Raw genomic sequence first — 14,632 nt, forward strand, 5'->3', positions numbered from 1 at the left:
ATGAAGGCAGTCCGCGTGCACGAGTACGGCGTCGATCCGCGCATCGACGACGTGCCGGAGCCGACGATCCAGGGACCGTGGGACGTCATCGTCGACGTCGGCGCAGCAGGCCTGTGCCGCACCGACCTGCACATCATCGAGGGCCAGTGGGACCCGATCCAGCATCCGACGCTGCCCTACGTCATCGGCCACGAGAACGCGGGCACCGTGCGCGAGATCGGCAGCGCGGTGTCGAACGTCGCCGTCGGCGACACCGTCATCATGCATCCGCTCACGACCTGCGGCCTCTGCGCCGCATGCCGCGTCGGCCAGGACTCGCACTGCGCGAACGCCACCTTCCCCGGGATCAACGCCGACGGCGGCATGGCCGAGCAGCTGCGCACGAACGCACGCGCGGTCGTGCGTCTGGATGCCGGCATCGAGCCGAAGGACGTCGCGGCCCTCGCCGACGCCGGCCTCACCGCGTACCACGCGGTGCGCAAGGCGGCCGGCGTGCTCTTCCCCGGCACGCACGCGGTCGTCGTCGGCGCCGGTGGGCTCGGCCACATCGGCATCCAGACGCTCGCAGCCATCACGAGCGCGACGATCACCGTGGTCGACCGCAGCGAGGAGGCGCTCGAGCTCGCCGGGACGCTGGGCGCGCATCACACGGTGCTCGCCACGAGCGACGACGAGATCGCGGCGAAGGTCGCGGACATCACCGGCGGGGGAGCGCACGTCGTGTTCGACTTCGTCGGCGAGTCCGGAGCCGAGCTGCTCGTGCCGAGGCTCATCCGCAACCGCGGCCAGCACTACGTCATCGGCTACGGCGGCACGATCCAGCTGCCGACGATCGAGATCATCTCGCGCGAGATCGACGTCATCGGCAACCTGGTCGGCACCTACCAGGACCTCGTCGAGCTCATGACGCTGCAGGCGCAGGGGCGCGTGCAGCTGCACACGAAGGTGTACCCGCTCGAGGCGGCGCTGGACGCGATCCACGACCTGGAGGCCGGACGTCTCGTGGGTCGCGGCATCCTCGTGCCCTAGCGGCGGCTCGGCAGCCCGCTCGGGTCCCGGCGCATCCGGGACCCGACGCGGGCGCCGTCAGGCAGCGGCATCGCGCGGCTGCCCCGAGCGGCAGCACCTGCTGACCTGGTTCGCCACGTCGCGCAGGTGGCGCTCGAGATCGCGCTGCCGCCGTGCGTCGACGGTGCGCGACGGGGCGCTGACGGCGACAGCGCCCACGATCGCGCCCGAACGATCGCGGACGCCCACGGCTGCGCAGGTCATGCCGGGCACGAACTCGTCCTGCTCCCAGGCGACGCCGCGGGTCGCCACGGTGTCGAGATGCTCGACGAGCGCGTCGCGTCGCGTCATCGTGGCGCTCGTCAGCGGCGTCATCGGATGCACGTCGATGTACTGCTCGACCGCCTCCGGCGCCATGCCGGCGAGCATGATCTTGCCGAACGCGGTCGCATGCGCTGCCTCGTGGAAGCCGAAGCGGAGCGGCGTGATGCGCGGATGGTCCGGGCAGTCGACGACGTGGGCGACGATCACGTCGGCGCCGCGATACACCGCGAAGTAGGCTGCGGCGCCGGTGAGGTCGTGCAGCCGCGCGACCTCGCTGCGCACGGGATGCGGCACGCCGACCTGCCGGTGCAGCGAGGCGCTCAGGCGATCGAGCCGATAGCCGAGCTCGAAGCGATGCTCGTCGCGCAGATGCACGAGGTAGTCGCGCTGCACGAGCACCTGCAGCAGCCGGTAGGTCGTCGGCAGCGGGAAGCCGAGCGCCGCCGAGACGTCCTTCGCGGTCGCTCCACCGCGCTCGGCGACGATCTCGAGGATCGCGAGGGTCTTCTCGACCGTCTGCACGCCAGGCTCGCGTCCTGCGCGAGCCTCGGGAGCCTGGTCGACGTCGTCGTCGGGCATGCGTCCATCGTCGCCCGACCGGGGTGCGTCCGTCGAGGGGTGGAGCCGGCGCCGTGCGTCCTGCACGCGGCGCCGGCCCCGAGGAGCGTCAGCCCTCGAGCGTCGCGCTCGCGAGCGTGATCTCGATGCCGGCGAGGGCCTGCGAGACGGGGCAGCCCGCCTTCGCCTCGTTGGCGATGCGCTCGAACTCGGCCTGGTCGAGGCCCGGCACCGTCGCCGTGACGGTGAGCGTCGAGCCCGTGATGCCCTGGCCGGGCACGAAGCCGACCTCGGCGCTCGTCGAGATCGTCGACGGCGCGTGGCCCGCCTCGCCGAGGGCGTGCGACAGCGCCATCGAGAAGCACGACGCGTGGGCGGCGGCGATGAGCTCCTCGGGCGTGGTCTGCCCGGATCCCTCGGTGCGCGCCTTCCACGTCACCTTGGTCTCGATGCCGGACTTCAGCGTCGTCGTTCCCGATCCGTCGGCGAGGCCACCGTTCCAGACGGTGCTCGCGCTGCTCGTGACTGCCATGGATGGCTCCCTTCGTCGGAACCTCCAGGCTACGTCGCGTCGCGGCCCACGCGTCGGGGCTAGCCTCGAACGCGGGAGGCCCGTATGGAGCAGCACCTCGTCGAGGAGATCACGATCGTGGCGGTGCTCGGCATCGTCATCGTCGGCGCCGTCTCGGCGGTCGCGGGTCGCATCGGCGTCGCCGCGCCGCTCCTGCTCACGGTCGTCGGCATCGCGTTGGGCTTCGTGCCCGGAGCCGCCGAGGTCGTCGTCGATCCCGAGATCATCCTCACGGTGGTGCTGCCGCCGCTGCTGTACGCGGCGGCGCTGCAGGTGCCGTTCGTCGACTTCCGCCGCAACCTGCGGGTCATCGCGTTGCTCGCGGTCGTGCTCGTCATCGTGTCGGCGCTCGTCGTCGGCGGCATCGTCGCGTGGATCTGGCCCGCCGTGGGGCTCGCGCTCGCGGTCGCGCTCGGCGCGGTCGTCGCGCCGCCGGATGCCGTGGCGGCGACGTCGCTCGGCAAGCGGCTGGGCCTGCCGCCGCGCATCGTGACGATCCTCGAGGGCGAGGGGCTCGTGAACGACGCGACGGCGCTCGTGCTGCTGTCGACGGCCGTGGGCATCGCCGCGGGCGCCGACGACGGCGGAGGCGCCGTCGAGCTCGGCGACGTCGCGGGCACGTTCGCATGGGCCGTCGTCGGCGCGATCGCCCTCGGCCTCGTCGTGGGCTTCCTCGCGGTCGCGGTGCGCTCCCGCATCCACGACATCGTGCTCGACACGGCGCTGTCGATCGTCGTGCCGTTCGTGGCGTTCCTCGCCGCGGAGCAGGTCGGGGCGTCGGGCGTCGTCGCCGTCGTCGTCGCGGGCATCGTGGTCGGCAACGCGGGCCCCGGCCGCATCGGCGCACGCGAGCGGCAGAGCGAGCGCACGAGCTGGCAGACGTTCACGATGGTCATCGAGCACGCGGTGTTCCTCTACATGGGACTGCGCCTGCGTCCCGTCGTGGAGGCGGTGGAGTCGGCGGAGCAGTCGCTGTGGGAGGTCGTGGGCATTGGCCTGCTCGTGACGGGCGTGCTCATCGCGCTGCGCTTCGCGACGATGCCGCTGCTGCTGTGGTCGATCCGCTTCCGCGCGCGCACGCTCGAGCGGCAGCAGCAGCGCGGTGAGCAGCGGATGGCGCAGGCCGACGAGCGCTTCGGCGCGATCGAGGACGAGCGCGTCGTCGGCAGGCTCGAGCAGTTCCGCAGGCGGCTGGAGTCGCAGGCGAACGACGTGACGGCCGAGCGCGACCAGGCGCTGTCGTGGCGCGACGGCACGGTGCTGGGCTGGGCGGGCATGCGCGGCGTGGTCACCGTCGCAGCGGTGCAGACGCTGCCGCACGACCATCCCTACTACGCGGCGCTCGTGCTCGTCGCGTTCGTCGTCGCGATCGTCACCCTGCTCGCGCAGGGCCTCACGCTGCCCGCCCTCGTCCGCGCGCTGCGGCTGCGCAAGGATTCGACGGTCGAGGAGCGCGCCGAGCTGCTCGAGCTCACCCGCCGATGCGCCGACGCCGGCAGCGCTGCCATGGCGGAGGCGATGGACGCGCTCGAGACGCCGCTCGACGATGGGATGCGCGACGAGATCCTCGCGATGCCCGCGCGCCGCGTCGAGCGCGCGGCGACGCTGCTCGGCGTCGGCGAGGACGTCGACGAGGAGCAGACGCGCGCGTTCGTGCGCGTGCGTCGCGTGCAGCTGGGGGCCGAGCGGGCGGCGCTCAAGGCCGAGCGGCAGAAGGGCGCGTTCTCGTCGGAGACGCTCGCAGCGATGCAGCGACAGCTCGACGTGTTCGAGGTGCAGCTCGACGCGATGGCCGGCGACGAGCCCGGCCACTGAGGCGGGGTCGCGCGGCGGGCGTCAGTCGCGGCAGTCGGCGTCGACGAGGTCGCGCACGTGCGCGAGGAACGCCGCGAGGCGCTTCGCCTCGGCCGGGTCGAGCTCGGCGGCGGCGGCTCGGATGGCCGGCGCGAGGGCGTCGGCAGTGTCGGGCGCGTTGCGCGACGAGGGCTCGAGCAGCTTGCTGCGGCGGTCGTCGGCGTGCTGGCGCGTCGAGATGAGCCCGCCGTCCTGCAGCCTCCGGATGATCGCCGAGACGGAGGGCGTCGTGAGGCCGAGGTGCGTCGCGACCTCGGTGGGGGTCGCAGGCTTGCCCGCATCCGCACGGTCGGCGATGAACCGCATGGCCTCGCGCTCGCTGTGGCCGGGTCCGCACGACGTCTGGCGACGGCGCGAGAGACGCGACTCGGCGAGGCGCAGCTCCTCGACGGCCCACGTGAGCTGGGTCGTCGGGTCGTCGCCGGGCACGTCGGGCTCGACGTCGAGCGACACCTGCGTCGTCGAGGTCGCCATGCCCATCGCCTCCGATTCCTGTGCGTGCAAGGGATTGCCTAGAGACTCTAACCACATCTCGCGACGTCGGTCACGGGGCTTGGCGCAGCGTCCCGATCGTGCTCGCGTCAGCCAGCCATGAGCGGCGCGAACGGGCTCGCGCTCGCGACGTCGTCGGATGCGGATGCGGCGCGCGCGTCGCGGAAGTGCGCTGCGACGGCATCGAGGGATGCGTCGGGCACGTCGTGCATCGCGTAGCCGGCGTCGAGGTCGACATGGCTGAGCTCGAGCCAGGCGAGCTGCTCGCGGGCGAGCATCGCCGCGCCGTCGGCGCCGCGCGGGGCGCCGACATGCTCCTGCAGCGCGCCGAGCACGCCGCCCAGCGCGGCCGTGAGGGCCGCGAGCAGGTCGGCGGGCGAGAGGTCGTGCAGCCGGTCTGCGGGCTCGACGCCCGTGGCGTGGCCCTCGATGGCGCGAGTGGAGCGGTCGGCGTGCCGCGTCATGCGGGCGATGACGTGGCGTCGCGTGCCGAGCCCCGAGCGCGACGGCACGACGAGCTCGGCGTCGCCGAGTCGCAGCACGGCCGTGAGCAGGCGCAGCGATGCGGCGCGCAGCTGGGGCATGAGCACGTCGACGGGGGCGTCGGTGCGCTGCGTCGCGTCGGAGGCGATGGTCACGATGCGGATCCCTCTGGGTCGGTGGTGCCGTGGCGGAGCGTCGACGGCGCGACGAGCGCGGCGTCGACCTCGTCCCATGCGTCGGTCATGACGAGCCTCAGGCGGCCGCGACGAGCGCGTCGACCGCGTGGAGGGCGCGTGCCTCGCACCGCACGGTGAGTCCGGTCGGCCGGTTCGTGTCGGCGACCATCGCCTCGAGGCGCGCGCGGTCGAGGTCGATCGCGTCGGCGCTGGCGTAGCCGTAGACGAGCGTGCTCGCCTCGTGGATCCAGACCGACTGCCGGCTGGTCTCGGACCGGCACGTGAGCAGGAACGGCTCGCGCCTGCGCAGCTTGGCCGTCACGACCGCGGCGAGGTGCGCCAGGTCGCCGTCGTCCATCTGGAACGTGGCGTCGTCGCCGTTGCCGTACCTGAGCGTGCCCATCGCGATCTCCTCGCTCTCGCTCGACCGGAACATCCAGCCGATCTGATTGCTAGTTCATTAAGCAAACTATCTCCCTGGCGGACTCGAAGCAACTCCTCTCCGGCGCGTCGGCGCGTCGTCGCCGGGATCGGCGTCCACGGGCCGCACGGTCGAGGGGCCACGGGCCCCGGGTTCGCAGGCCATTCCTCGGATCTAGGGGCATGGAGGCGCGGGTGGGGGAGGTGCCCTCGCCAGCGACGTCGGCCCTGCGTTCGCGCGCGACAGGTGAACGACACGCATCCATCAGGCGAATCATCTGCTCGACGCGTACCATGGCTCGCGATGAGCCAGGACGACCGCACGCAGTCCTCCGGATACTGGTACCCGGAGCGCGATGGCGCGTCGACGGTCGACGTGCTGAACCTGCTGCGGCGGTACCGCGCCGCAGAGACCCGCATGCGCGCCCGCACCCGTGCGTCGATGGAGATGGGCGAGACCGACCTGCTCGCGCTGCGCACGATGCTCTCGGCGCAGCGGCGGGGCGAGCTCGTGCGCCAGCGCGACCTCGCGCAGGTGCTCGGCATCACCTCCGCCTCCGTCACGGTGCTCGTCGACCGGCTCGAGCAGTCGGGTCACGTCGAGCGGCGACCGCATCCGACCGACCGACGCTCCACGATCGTCGTCGCCACCACCTCGACCGACCACGAGGTGCGCGAGACCCTCGGCGCCATGCACCAGCGCATGATCGCCGTCGTCGACGACCTCACGCCGGCCGAGCTCGAGGTCGTCGCGCGCTTCCTCTCGGGCATGGCGGCATCCGTCGAGGAGGCGAGCGACCTCGACGCAGAGCTGCGCGACGTCATCCGCGACGACGCCGGCGACTGACGCCGGGATCGTCCCCGAGGACGACGCCGTGCGTCCCTGAGGAGGACGCGCTCGCCCGCGCGACGCGGTGGGCTGGGAGCATGCACTCCAAGCCCCTGCTCGCCGCCGCATCCGTCGCCGGCATCCTGCTGCTCGCCGGCTGCGCCTCGCTCACCGACGGCCTGCACGACGTCCACACCGAGGCGTTCGTCGACCGCGACGCCGCCGAGGCCGGCTGGGTCGGCGTCGCGGTGCCCGACTGGCTGCCCGCCGACGCCACCGAGATCCGCACGACCGCGACGAACGACGAGACGAACGCGGTCATCGCCGTCACGAGCGACGACGACCCGATCGGCTGCGAGACGGCGCAGCGGGTCTCGCTGCCGTTCGACGGCCGCTACGGCGGCATCGACGACGGCGACGGCCTGCCCGAGGAGGTGCTGCGCTGCGGTCCCTACGAGGTCGTCGCGGTCGAGGGCGGCTGGCTCGGCTGGTTCACCGCGACCGAGGCCGGCCAGACGCCCGACGACCTCTGACGCTCAGTCGTCGAAGACCTTGCCGGGATTGAGGATGCCGGCGGGGTCGAAGACGGCCTTGATCTCGCGCTGCAGCCGCAGCTGCGTGTCGCCCAGCTCGAGCCCGAGCCAGCGCCGCTTCAGCACGCCGACGCCGTGCTCGCCCGTGAGCGTGCCGCCCATCGCGAGCGCGCCCTGGAAGATCTCGTCGGCAGCCGCCCACACCGCATCGGTCGGCTCGTCCTCGTCGAAGACGAACGTGGGATGCAGGTTGCCGTCGCCCGCGTGCGCGGTGGTCGCGACCGTGACGCCGTGCCGCTCGGCGACGTCGGCGCACAGCGCGAACATCTCGGGCATGCGCGTGCGCGGCACCGACACGTCCTCGACGAGCACCGTGCCGAACGAGTCGAGCGCGAAGTGCACCTGCCTGCGCACCTCGACGAGCATGGCCGAGCGCTCGACGTCGTCGGTGATCTCGGCGTCGCCGCCGTGCGCCTCGACGATCGCGAGGGCGTCGCGCGCGATGGCCTCGGCACCCACGTCGTCGAGCTGCAGCAGCACGAACGCGCCCCGCATGGGGCGCCCCGTGTAGGCCGACAGCATCCGCACCGAGACGGTGCCGACGAGCTCCATGATCGCGGGGCGGATGTGCGCTGCCGTGATCGCGGCGCACGCGGCTGCTGCCGCGACCTCGTCGTCGAAGAAGGCGCCGACGGTCCAGACGCCGCCGGGCACCGCCGGGCGCAGGCGCAGCGTGGCCTCCACGATGATGCCGAGCGTGCCCTCGCTGCCGATCATGAGGGCTGCGAGGTCGAGGCCGGTGACGCCCTTCACGGTGCGGTGGCCGACGTCGATGCGCTCGCCGGACGCGAGCACGACGCCGAGCGCCAGCACCGCCTCGCGCGTCACGCCGTACTTGGCGCACAGCAGGCCGCCCGCGTTCGTGGCGATGTTGCCGCCGACGGTCGAGATCGCGCGGCTGGCAGGATCGGGCGCCCACCACATCCCGTGCTCCTCGAGCGCGGCGTTGAGGTCGGCGTTGAGGATGCCCGGCTCGACGACCGCGAGCTGGTCGGCTGCCGAGACCTCGAGGATGCGGCGCATGCCCGACACGTCGATCGAGAGCTCGCCCTCGCCGGTGTTGGCGCCGCCCGCGAGCCCCGTGCCGGCGCCGCGCGGCACGACGGGCACCCCGTGCTCGCTCGCCCAGCGCATCGCGGCCTGCACGTGCTCGACCTCGGTCGCGCGCACGACGGCGACCGGCCGTCCCGCCGCACGGTGGCCCGACCGGTCGGCGCGCGCGGCCTCGAGGGCCGCGTCGCTCGTGTCGACGACGATCCCGGGCGACGCTGCCCGGAGCGAGTCGAGGTCCATCAGACCAGCACCATGCCCTCGCTCGGCACCCAGGCGCCGGGCTCGCCCTCGAAGCGGATCGACTCCGCGTTGCGCGGCGTGCGCGTCTCGAGCCCGGTGACGGCGTCGGCGAACGCGCGGATGAACGTGCCGTGCGTCACGATCACGAGGTGCTCGACGGCGTGGCGGGTTGCGACGGCATCGACGGCCGCGACGGCCCGCGCCTGCAGTGCCTCGTACGACTCCTCGCCGGGCCACTCGGTGCCGAAGCGCTCGGTCGCCTGCGCCTTCGTGAGGCCCTCGACCTCGCCGTACGCGCGTTCGATGAGGGCGACGTCGCGCTCGAGCACCGGCATGCCGAGCCGCTCGGCGATGATGTCGGCCGTGACGGCGGCGCGCGAGAGCGTCGACGACACGATGGCGTCCCAGTGCTCGTCCGACAGCAGCACCGCCGCCTCGAGCGCCTGGCCGCGGCCGGTCTCGTTGAGTGGGATGTCGCTGGTGCCCTGCATGCGCAGGGTCTTGTTCCAGTCGGTCTGGCCGTGTCTCACGAGGGCGATCTGCACCTGCCGAGCCTACCGGCGCGGGTGTCGGCGGTCCTCGGCCGGCGTCACGAGCCCTGGCGGAACCCATCCCAGAGGTACGAGTCCTTCACGACGTCGATGAGCGTCGCCGAGCGGATGCTGTCGATGCCGGGGATGCGGCGGATGGTCTCGGTGAGGAACTCGGCGAGCTCGGCGGCCGAGGCGCAGCGCACCTCGGCGACGATGTCCGACGAGCCGACGCACGCCGAGACGTAGCGCACCTCCTCGAGCGGCACGAGCGCCTTCGCGACGTCGTCGACCGTCGTCTTGCGCACGCGCAGCGTGAGGTGGGCGTGCACCTCGCCGACGGCCTGCGCGCGCGAGAGGCCGACGACGCGCACGATGCCGAGGGACACGAGCCGCTGGTAGCGGTGCCGCACCGCGGCCTCCGACAGGCCGACGTAGCGGCCGATCTGCGCGAACGACCGGCGACCGTCGATGCGCAGCTGATCGATGATCTTGCGGTCGATGACGTCGACGGCGTCAAGCACGACCCACCGCCGGCTGCTGCCCGTGCGAGCCGCGCAGGCCATCCCACGACAGGTCCTTGTAGAGGCGCGTGTGGATGTTCTGCTCGATGCGCGCGACGCCGGGCGTGCGGCGGATGTCGTCGAGCAGCGACACCGCCTCGGTGAGGTCGCGGCACGTCGCCTCCACGAGCACGTCGTGCATGCCCGAGCAGAGCGTGACGTGGCCCACGAGCGCGTGCTTCGCGAGCTCGAGCGCGACCGTGCGGGGCGTGAGGTCGGAGACGTCGATGAACAGGCTCAGCCGCACGTGCCCGAGCGACAGGGGATCGCACAGCGCGACGACCTGCATGACGCCGTCGTCGGTGAGGCGACCGATGCGCGCACGCACGGTCGCCTCCGAGACGCCGAGCTCGGCTGCGATGTCGGTGCCCGGGCGTCGACCGTCACGGGCGAGCATCGCGAGGATGCGCCGATCGGTCTCGTCGATGGTCACCGCTCCATGATGGACCCCGCGCGGCCCACGAAGGCGTCGAGCGCTGCCCGGATCATCGCGGCATTGCTGGGGGCGGGGGACCCGTCGGGCATCGTCGTGTCGTCCTCGAACCCGATGCGGATCTCGGCCCCGTCCGCGATCGCGGCGCGCACCATGGGCCAGGACGTCTCGTCGTAGCCGTGGTAGAGCAGCGGCAGCTCGACGCCGGCCTCGCGGATCATCGCCGCCATCGCGCGGGCGTGCGCCACGGCGACGTCGGCATCCTCGTCCTCGGGCTCGATGAGGATGCGCACGTTCTCGTGCAGCGAGTCGGCTGCGAGCAGCGCGGGCACGTCGGCGAGCGACCACACGGCGCTCTCGAGCACCATCCCGCGGTCGAGCACCAGACGGGCTGCCTCGGCCGCGCCCTCCTCGCAGAACGCGACCGACGCGAACGACGGCAGCGCATCCTCGGGCCACGCCTCGACGAGCCGCATGCGCTCGAGGTGCCCCGAGCAGGTCCACAGGCCCGTGGTCGTGCCGACGACGAGGTCGGGGTCGAGGGCGCGCACGGCCTCCACGAGCGCGCGGACGTCGCCCGGCGCGATGGTCTGCCCGCCGTCGGCGGTGCGCGCGTGGGCGTGCACGACGTCGGCGCCCGCCGCGACGGCCTCGACGCTCGCGCGCGCGATCACCTCCGGCGTCACGGGCACGGGGGCGTGCTCGGCGGTGGTGCGTCCGCCGTTGACCGCGGCCTTGATGAGCATGTCAGCCCTCCTGCAGGGTTCGGATGGTGTCGGAGGCGCCGGTGAGGTCGCCGAGGCGGCGACCGGCGCGCAGCTCGTCGGCGAGCCCGGGCTCCTCGGCGTCGTCCTCGAGCACGGTCTCCACGAGTGCGGCGAGCACGGCGGCCGGTGCCATGAGCACGCCGTTGCGGTCGGCGAGCACGACGTCGCCCGAGCGCACGGTCACGCCGCCGACCGAGATCGGCACGTGCACGCCGCCGGCGTCGACGCCGAGCAGCTTCGTGGTGAGCAGCGACGAGCCGCGGCCGTACGTGGTGACGCCGAGCGCCTCGATCTCGTCGAGGTCGGTGCAGACGCCGTCGACGACGACGCCCGCAGCGCCGCGCACGGCGAGGGCGGTGGCGATCATCTCGCCGACGGGCGCGTGGCGCACGTCGCCGCCCGTGTCGATCACGAGCACGTCGCCCGCCTCGACGTCGCTCACGGCGTGGTGCAGCATCGTCGAGTCCTGCGCCGTGAGCCGCACGGTGACGGCGCGGCCCACGATGGCGCCGGAGCCCGTGAGGCGGCGGATGCCCGAGTCGAGGAAGCCCTCCTCGATGTAGTGGCCGAACGTCGCGAACGACGTCGCACGGAGCCGGGCCACGAGCTCCGGGTCGAGGGCCGCGGGCGCGGCTCCGATCACGATGGTCATGCGTGCACCTCTCCGACGCGCACGTCGATCTCGAGTCGGCGGTTGGCGAGCACGGGGAGGATCTCCCGCACCCTGGCGGTCTCGTCGAGCCGCACGGTCGCGTGGGCGACGCCGAGCCTCGCCGGGCCGAGCGTCGCGACGGCGACGCCCATCGGGTCGACGATCATGCTCTCGCCGATGCAGTCGGGCGACGTCGAGCCGGATGCGACGACCCAGCACGTCGACTCGATCGCACGAGCGCGCAGCAGCGTCGTCCAGTGGTCCTCCTTGCGAGCGCCGGCGACCCAGGCGGCCGAGATGCTCAGCACGTCGGCGCCGCGTGCGACGAGGTCGCGGGCGAGCTCGGGGAAGCGCAGGTCGTAGCAGTTGAGCAGGCCCACGGCGACGCCGTCGACGAGCACGATCGGCGGCAGCGCGTCGCCGGGCACGACGTAGTCGGACTCCCGGTAGGCGAACGCGTCGTACAGGTGCAGCTTGCGGTAGGCGGCGCGCTGCACGCCGCGGTCGTCGATCATGACGAGCGTGTTGTACGGACGGCCAGCGCCGTGCGGCTCGTAGCCGCCGGCGACGATCCACACGTCGAGTCGCCGAGCGAGCTCCGACAGCAGCTCGAGGCCCGCGGGCCACGATGCCTCGACGGCGGCTGCGAGCCCGTCGCCCAGCCCGTCGGCCAGCAGCAGCGCCTCCTCGGGGAGCACGACCAGGCGCGCGCCGCCCGCCGCCGCGGCCTCGACCTGCGTCGCGATCGTCGCGCGGTTCTCGGCGGGGTCGTTCGTCGGCGGGAGCTGCACGACGGCGATGGCGAGCGTGGGGTTCACGCGGCGACCTCCTGGGTCTGGGCTGCGGATGCCGCGACCTCGGCGGGCAGCACCCGCGCGTCGGCCGGCGACCAGTCGATGCGCACCTCGGCGCCGTCCTCGAGCCCGCGGAGCAGGTCGGCCCCCACGGACGCGGGGACCTGCACCTGCACGGGCGCCACGGCGGCGCCGACGACGACCTTCGCGAGCCAGTGGTCGCCGAGGAACGCGTGCTCCACGACGCGGCCCGGGATGCCCTGAGCCGCGTCGGCGGGCAGCAGGCGGATGCGCTCGGGCCGCACGGCCACGACCACGGCGCCGTCGGTGTCGGGCGACGCGGGCACGACGCCCACGCCCTCCACGCGCGCCACGCCATCCGCGGCCGAGGCATCCAGCAGGTTGCACGTGCCGATGAACGACGCGACGAAGCGGTTCGCGGGCTCGTCGTAGATCTCGGTGGGGGAGCCGACCTGCAGCACGCGGCCGCGGCTCATCACCGCGATGCGATCCGACATCGTCAGCGCCTCCTCCTGGTCGTGCGTGACGTAGATGAAGGTGATGCCGAGCTCGCGCTGCATGCGCTTGAGCTCGAACTGCATGTCCTTGCGCAGACGCTGGTCGAGCGCGCCGAGCGGCTCGTCGAGCAGCACGACCTTCGGTCGGCCGACGACGGCGCGGGCGAGGGCCACGCGCTGCCGCTGGCCGCCCGAGAGCTCCTGCGGCTTGCGGCCGCGGAACTCGCCGAGCTGCACGAGGTCGAGGGCGGCGGCGACGCGGTCGCGCAGCTCCGCCCTCGGCACCCGCAGCGTGCGCAGCTCGAACGCGACGTTGTCTTCGACGCTCAGGTGCGGGAACAGCGCGTACGACTGGAACAGCATGTTGAGGTCCCGCTTGCGGGTCGGGACGCCCACGACGTCCCGACCGTCGAGCGAGATGGTCCCCGCCGTCGGCGACTCGAAGCCGGCGATCATGCGCATGATCGTCGTCTTGCCGCATCCCGACGGGCCGAGGATCGAGAAGAACTCGCCATCGGCGACGTCGAGGTCGGTCGGCTCGACCGCGACGCTCGCGCCGAAGCGCTTCGTCACGCCCCGGAGGGCGACGGCGGGGACGGTGCTCACGAGGCCCGGACCCGGGTCCAGCCGTCCTGGAAGTACGCGAGCGCGGAGCCCGGGTCGACCAGGAACTCGGCGTTCGTCAGATCCTCCTGCGGCACGAAGATGGCCGGGTTCGTCACGAGCGACTGGTCCTGCACCTCGGCGAGGGCGGCCTCGTTCGTCGTGGCGAGGTTCGCCTCGTCGGTGAGCATCGCGGCGATCTCGGGACGCAGCGTGAACGACAGCCACTGGTAGGCGGCGTCCTCGTTCTGCGTGCCCTCGACGATCGAGAACGAGTCGGTCCACAGCGTGCCGCCCTCCTCGGGCTGCACGAAGTGCACGTCGGGGTTCGCGGCGGTCGCCTGCGCGGCCGACGAGCCCGAGTACGCCTGCGCGATGCACGCGTCGCCGGCGCCGACGAGGTCGGCGGCGTTCGTCGAGTTGTAGCCCGCGAGCAGCGGCTTCTGGTCGAGCAGCGCCTGCGTGCCCTCCTCGATCTCCGCCTCGTCGGTGGAGAGGATCGAGAGGCCGCTCACCTGCATGCCGGCGATGTACGCGCTCAGCATGTTGTCGAGCATGTAGACCTTGCCCGCGAACTCGGGGTCCCACAGGTCCGCCCACGACGTGATCTCGCGGCCCGTGCACGCCTCGTTGTAGAGGATGCCCGTCGTGCCCCACGCGAAGGGCACGGAGTACTGGTTGCCGGGATCGAACGACGGGTCGACGAACGTGTCGGCCAGGTTGTCGAGGCCCTCGATGCGGTCGTGGTCCAGCTCGGCGACGAGCCCGCGCTGCACGAGCAGCTGCACGGCGTACTGGCTGGGCTGCACGACGTCGTAGCCCGACTGGCCCGAGTCGAGCTGGGCGATCATGGTCTCGTTCGAGTCGAAGCTGTCGAACGTCACCTCGATGCCGGTCTCCTCCTCGAACGCGGCGATGACGCCGTCGGGCACCTCGCCCGACCAGCCGTAGATGCTGAGGGTGGTGTCGGCGTCCTCGCCGCTGCCGCCTGCGGAGCAGCCGGTGGCGAGGAGCACGACCGCCGCGGTGGCCGCGACGATGGATGCGGAGCGTTGCACGGGAGTGCCTCTCTCTCGAGTGGATGGTGGTGCTGGGTTCACTACGGCGGGTGCGGTGACGATGTGCTGGCTGGTGTCGGGACGGTGCTGGTTGCGGTGCGGTGCGGTGGGAC

At 72.7% G+C, this 14,632-nt stretch carries 18 protein-coding genes; 4 read left to right on the forward strand and 14 right to left on the reverse strand.

Annotated elements, in window-relative coordinates:
- The gene (locus FS793_RS11160; RefSeq protein WP_144720592.1) at positions 1-1,029 is read left to right on the forward strand and encodes an NAD(P)-dependent alcohol dehydrogenase; all 1,029 of its coding nucleotides are present in this window, start codon (positions 1-3) and stop codon (positions 1,027-1,029) included.
- A 57-nt stretch (positions 1,030-1,086) separates the two neighbouring features.
- On the opposite strand, the gene FS793_RS11165 is transcribed toward FS793_RS11160, so the two are convergent.
- Entirely contained in the window at positions 1,087-1,911 is an 825-nt protein-coding gene (locus FS793_RS11165) for an IclR family transcriptional regulator (protein WP_144720593.1), read from the reverse strand.
- A gap of 88 nt (positions 1,912-1,999) precedes the next feature.
- A complete protein-coding gene (locus FS793_RS11170; protein ID WP_144720594.1) occupies positions 2,000-2,422 on the reverse strand; it encodes an OsmC family peroxiredoxin in 423 nt (140 codons plus the stop codon).
- An 84-nt stretch (positions 2,423-2,506) separates the two neighbouring features.
- On the opposite strand from FS793_RS11170, the gene FS793_RS11175 reads away from it, so the two are divergent.
- Positions 2,507-4,276, forward strand: coding sequence for a cation:proton antiporter (locus FS793_RS11175; protein WP_144720595.1), 1,770 nt, complete (start codon positions 2,507-2,509; stop codon positions 4,274-4,276).
- A gap of 21 nt (positions 4,277-4,297) precedes the next feature.
- Here FS793_RS11175 and FS793_RS11180 read toward each other — a convergent pair whose 3' ends face one another.
- The 3 genes from FS793_RS11180 to FS793_RS11190 all read right to left on the reverse strand — a co-directional run bounded on the left by FS793_RS11180 (position 4,298) and on the right by FS793_RS11190 (position 5,869).
- On the reverse strand, positions 4,298-4,789 hold the full coding sequence (locus tag FS793_RS11180) for a MarR family winged helix-turn-helix transcriptional regulator (RefSeq protein ID WP_186329466.1): 492 nt from the start codon (positions 4,787-4,789) through the stop codon (positions 4,298-4,300).
- A 107-nt stretch (positions 4,790-4,896) separates the two neighbouring features.
- Positions 4,897-5,445 (reverse strand): hypothetical protein, encoded by a 549-nt coding sequence (locus tag FS793_RS11185; RefSeq protein WP_144720597.1) that lies wholly within the window; start codon positions 5,443-5,445, stop codon positions 4,897-4,899.
- Positions 5,446-5,542: 97 nt separating this feature from the next.
- A complete protein-coding gene (locus tag FS793_RS11190; protein ID WP_144720598.1) occupies positions 5,543-5,869 on the reverse strand; it encodes a DUF7882 family protein in 327 nt (108 codons plus the stop codon).
- 321 nt (positions 5,870-6,190) lie between these two features.
- Here FS793_RS11190 and FS793_RS11195 point away from each other — a divergent pair, with 321 nt between their 5' ends.
- Both FS793_RS11195 and FS793_RS11200 read left to right on the forward strand, forming a co-directional pair.
- Positions 6,191-6,733, forward strand: a complete 543-nt coding sequence (locus FS793_RS11195; protein ID WP_144720599.1) for a MarR family winged helix-turn-helix transcriptional regulator — start codon at positions 6,191-6,193, stop codon at positions 6,731-6,733.
- A gap of 80 nt (positions 6,734-6,813) precedes the next feature.
- Positions 6,814-7,248, forward strand: coding sequence for a hypothetical protein (locus tag FS793_RS11200; protein ID WP_144720600.1), 435 nt, complete (start codon positions 6,814-6,816; stop codon positions 7,246-7,248).
- Positions 7,249-7,251: 3 nt separating this feature from the next.
- On the opposite strand, the gene FS793_RS11205 is transcribed toward FS793_RS11200, so the two are convergent.
- From FS793_RS11205 to FS793_RS11245, 9 genes are read right to left on the reverse strand one after another with little or no spacing between them, the layout of a single operon-like run.
- Positions 7,252-8,601, reverse strand: a complete 1,350-nt coding sequence (locus FS793_RS11205) for an FAD-binding oxidoreductase (RefSeq protein ID WP_144720601.1) — start codon at positions 8,599-8,601, stop codon at positions 7,252-7,254.
- Complete coding sequence (locus FS793_RS11210) at positions 8,601-9,146, reverse strand: histidine phosphatase family protein (protein WP_144720602.1); 546 nt, start codon at positions 9,144-9,146, stop codon at positions 8,601-8,603. Before FS793_RS11210 ends, FS793_RS11205 begins: the two co-directional genes overlap by 1 nt.
- Positions 9,147-9,190: 44 nt before the next feature.
- A complete protein-coding gene (locus tag FS793_RS11215) occupies positions 9,191-9,655 on the reverse strand; it encodes an Lrp/AsnC family transcriptional regulator (RefSeq protein ID WP_222123744.1) in 465 nt (154 codons plus the stop codon).
- Positions 9,648-10,127: an Lrp/AsnC family transcriptional regulator gene (locus tag FS793_RS11220; RefSeq protein WP_260980128.1), complete on the reverse strand. Its 480-nt coding sequence runs from the start codon at positions 10,125-10,127 to the stop codon at positions 9,648-9,650. The genes FS793_RS11215 and FS793_RS11220 overlap by 8 nt, the downstream gene beginning before the upstream one ends.
- Entirely contained in the window at positions 10,124-10,873 is a 750-nt protein-coding gene (locus FS793_RS11225; protein WP_144720604.1) for a 3-keto-5-aminohexanoate cleavage protein, read from the reverse strand. Before FS793_RS11225 ends, FS793_RS11220 begins: the two co-directional genes overlap by 4 nt.
- A gap of 1 nt (position 10,874) precedes the next feature.
- A complete protein-coding gene (locus FS793_RS11230) occupies positions 10,875-11,546 on the reverse strand; it encodes an RraA family protein (protein WP_144720605.1) in 672 nt (223 codons plus the stop codon).
- Positions 11,543-12,364, reverse strand: a complete 822-nt coding sequence (locus FS793_RS11235; protein ID WP_144720606.1) for a carbon-nitrogen hydrolase family protein — start codon at positions 12,362-12,364, stop codon at positions 11,543-11,545. Before FS793_RS11235 ends, FS793_RS11230 begins: the two co-directional genes overlap by 4 nt.
- Positions 12,361-13,464, reverse strand: coding sequence for an ABC transporter ATP-binding protein (locus FS793_RS11240; RefSeq protein WP_313959375.1), 1,104 nt, complete (start codon positions 13,462-13,464; stop codon positions 12,361-12,363). The genes FS793_RS11235 and FS793_RS11240 overlap by 4 nt, the downstream gene beginning before the upstream one ends.
- Positions 13,461-14,519, reverse strand: a complete 1,059-nt coding sequence (locus FS793_RS11245; protein ID WP_144720607.1) for an ABC transporter substrate-binding protein — start codon at positions 14,517-14,519, stop codon at positions 13,461-13,463. The genes FS793_RS11240 and FS793_RS11245 overlap by 4 nt, the downstream gene beginning before the upstream one ends.
- Positions 14,520-14,632: the final 113 nt, after the last annotated feature.

This window comes from Agrococcus jejuensis, assembly GCF_007679035.1.
Taxonomy (GTDB): domain Bacteria; phylum Actinomycetota; class Actinomycetes; order Actinomycetales; family Microbacteriaceae; genus Agrococcus; species Agrococcus jejuensis_A.

Excerpts from the sequence above, each read along its gene's own strand:
- FS793_RS11225 (WP_144720604.1), bottom strand. The coding sequence starts at position 10,873 with ATGCTCATCAAGGCCGCGGTCAACGGCGGACGCACCACCGCCGAGCAC.
- FS793_RS11160 (WP_144720592.1), top strand. The coding sequence starts at position 1 with ATGAAGGCAGTCCGCGTGCACGAGTACGGCGTCGATCCGCGCATCGAC.
- FS793_RS11230 (WP_144720605.1), bottom strand. The coding sequence starts at position 11,546 with ATGACCATCGTGATCGGAGCCGCGCCCGCGGCCCTCGACCCGGAGCTC.
- FS793_RS11190 (WP_144720598.1), bottom strand. The coding sequence starts at position 5,869 with ATGGGCACGCTCAGGTACGGCAACGGCGACGACGCCACGTTCCAGATG.
- FS793_RS11195 (WP_144720599.1), top strand. The coding sequence starts at position 6,191 with ATGAGCCAGGACGACCGCACGCAGTCCTCCGGATACTGGTACCCGGAG.
- FS793_RS11175 (WP_144720595.1), top strand. The coding sequence starts at position 2,507 with ATGGAGCAGCACCTCGTCGAGGAGATCACGATCGTGGCGGTGCTCGGC.
- FS793_RS11165 (WP_144720593.1), bottom strand. The coding sequence starts at position 1,911 with ATGCCCGACGACGACGTCGACCAGGCTCCCGAGGCTCGCGCAGGACGC.
- FS793_RS11205 (WP_144720601.1), bottom strand. The coding sequence starts at position 8,601 with ATGGACCTCGACTCGCTCCGGGCAGCGTCGCCCGGGATCGTCGTCGAC.
- FS793_RS11170 (WP_144720594.1), bottom strand. The coding sequence starts at position 2,422 with ATGGCAGTCACGAGCAGCGCGAGCACCGTCTGGAACGGTGGCCTCGCC.
- FS793_RS11180 (WP_186329466.1), bottom strand. The coding sequence starts at position 4,789 with ATGGCGACCTCGACGACGCAGGTGTCGCTCGACGTCGAGCCCGACGTG.
- FS793_RS11200 (WP_144720600.1), top strand. The coding sequence starts at position 6,814 with ATGCACTCCAAGCCCCTGCTCGCCGCCGCATCCGTCGCCGGCATCCTG.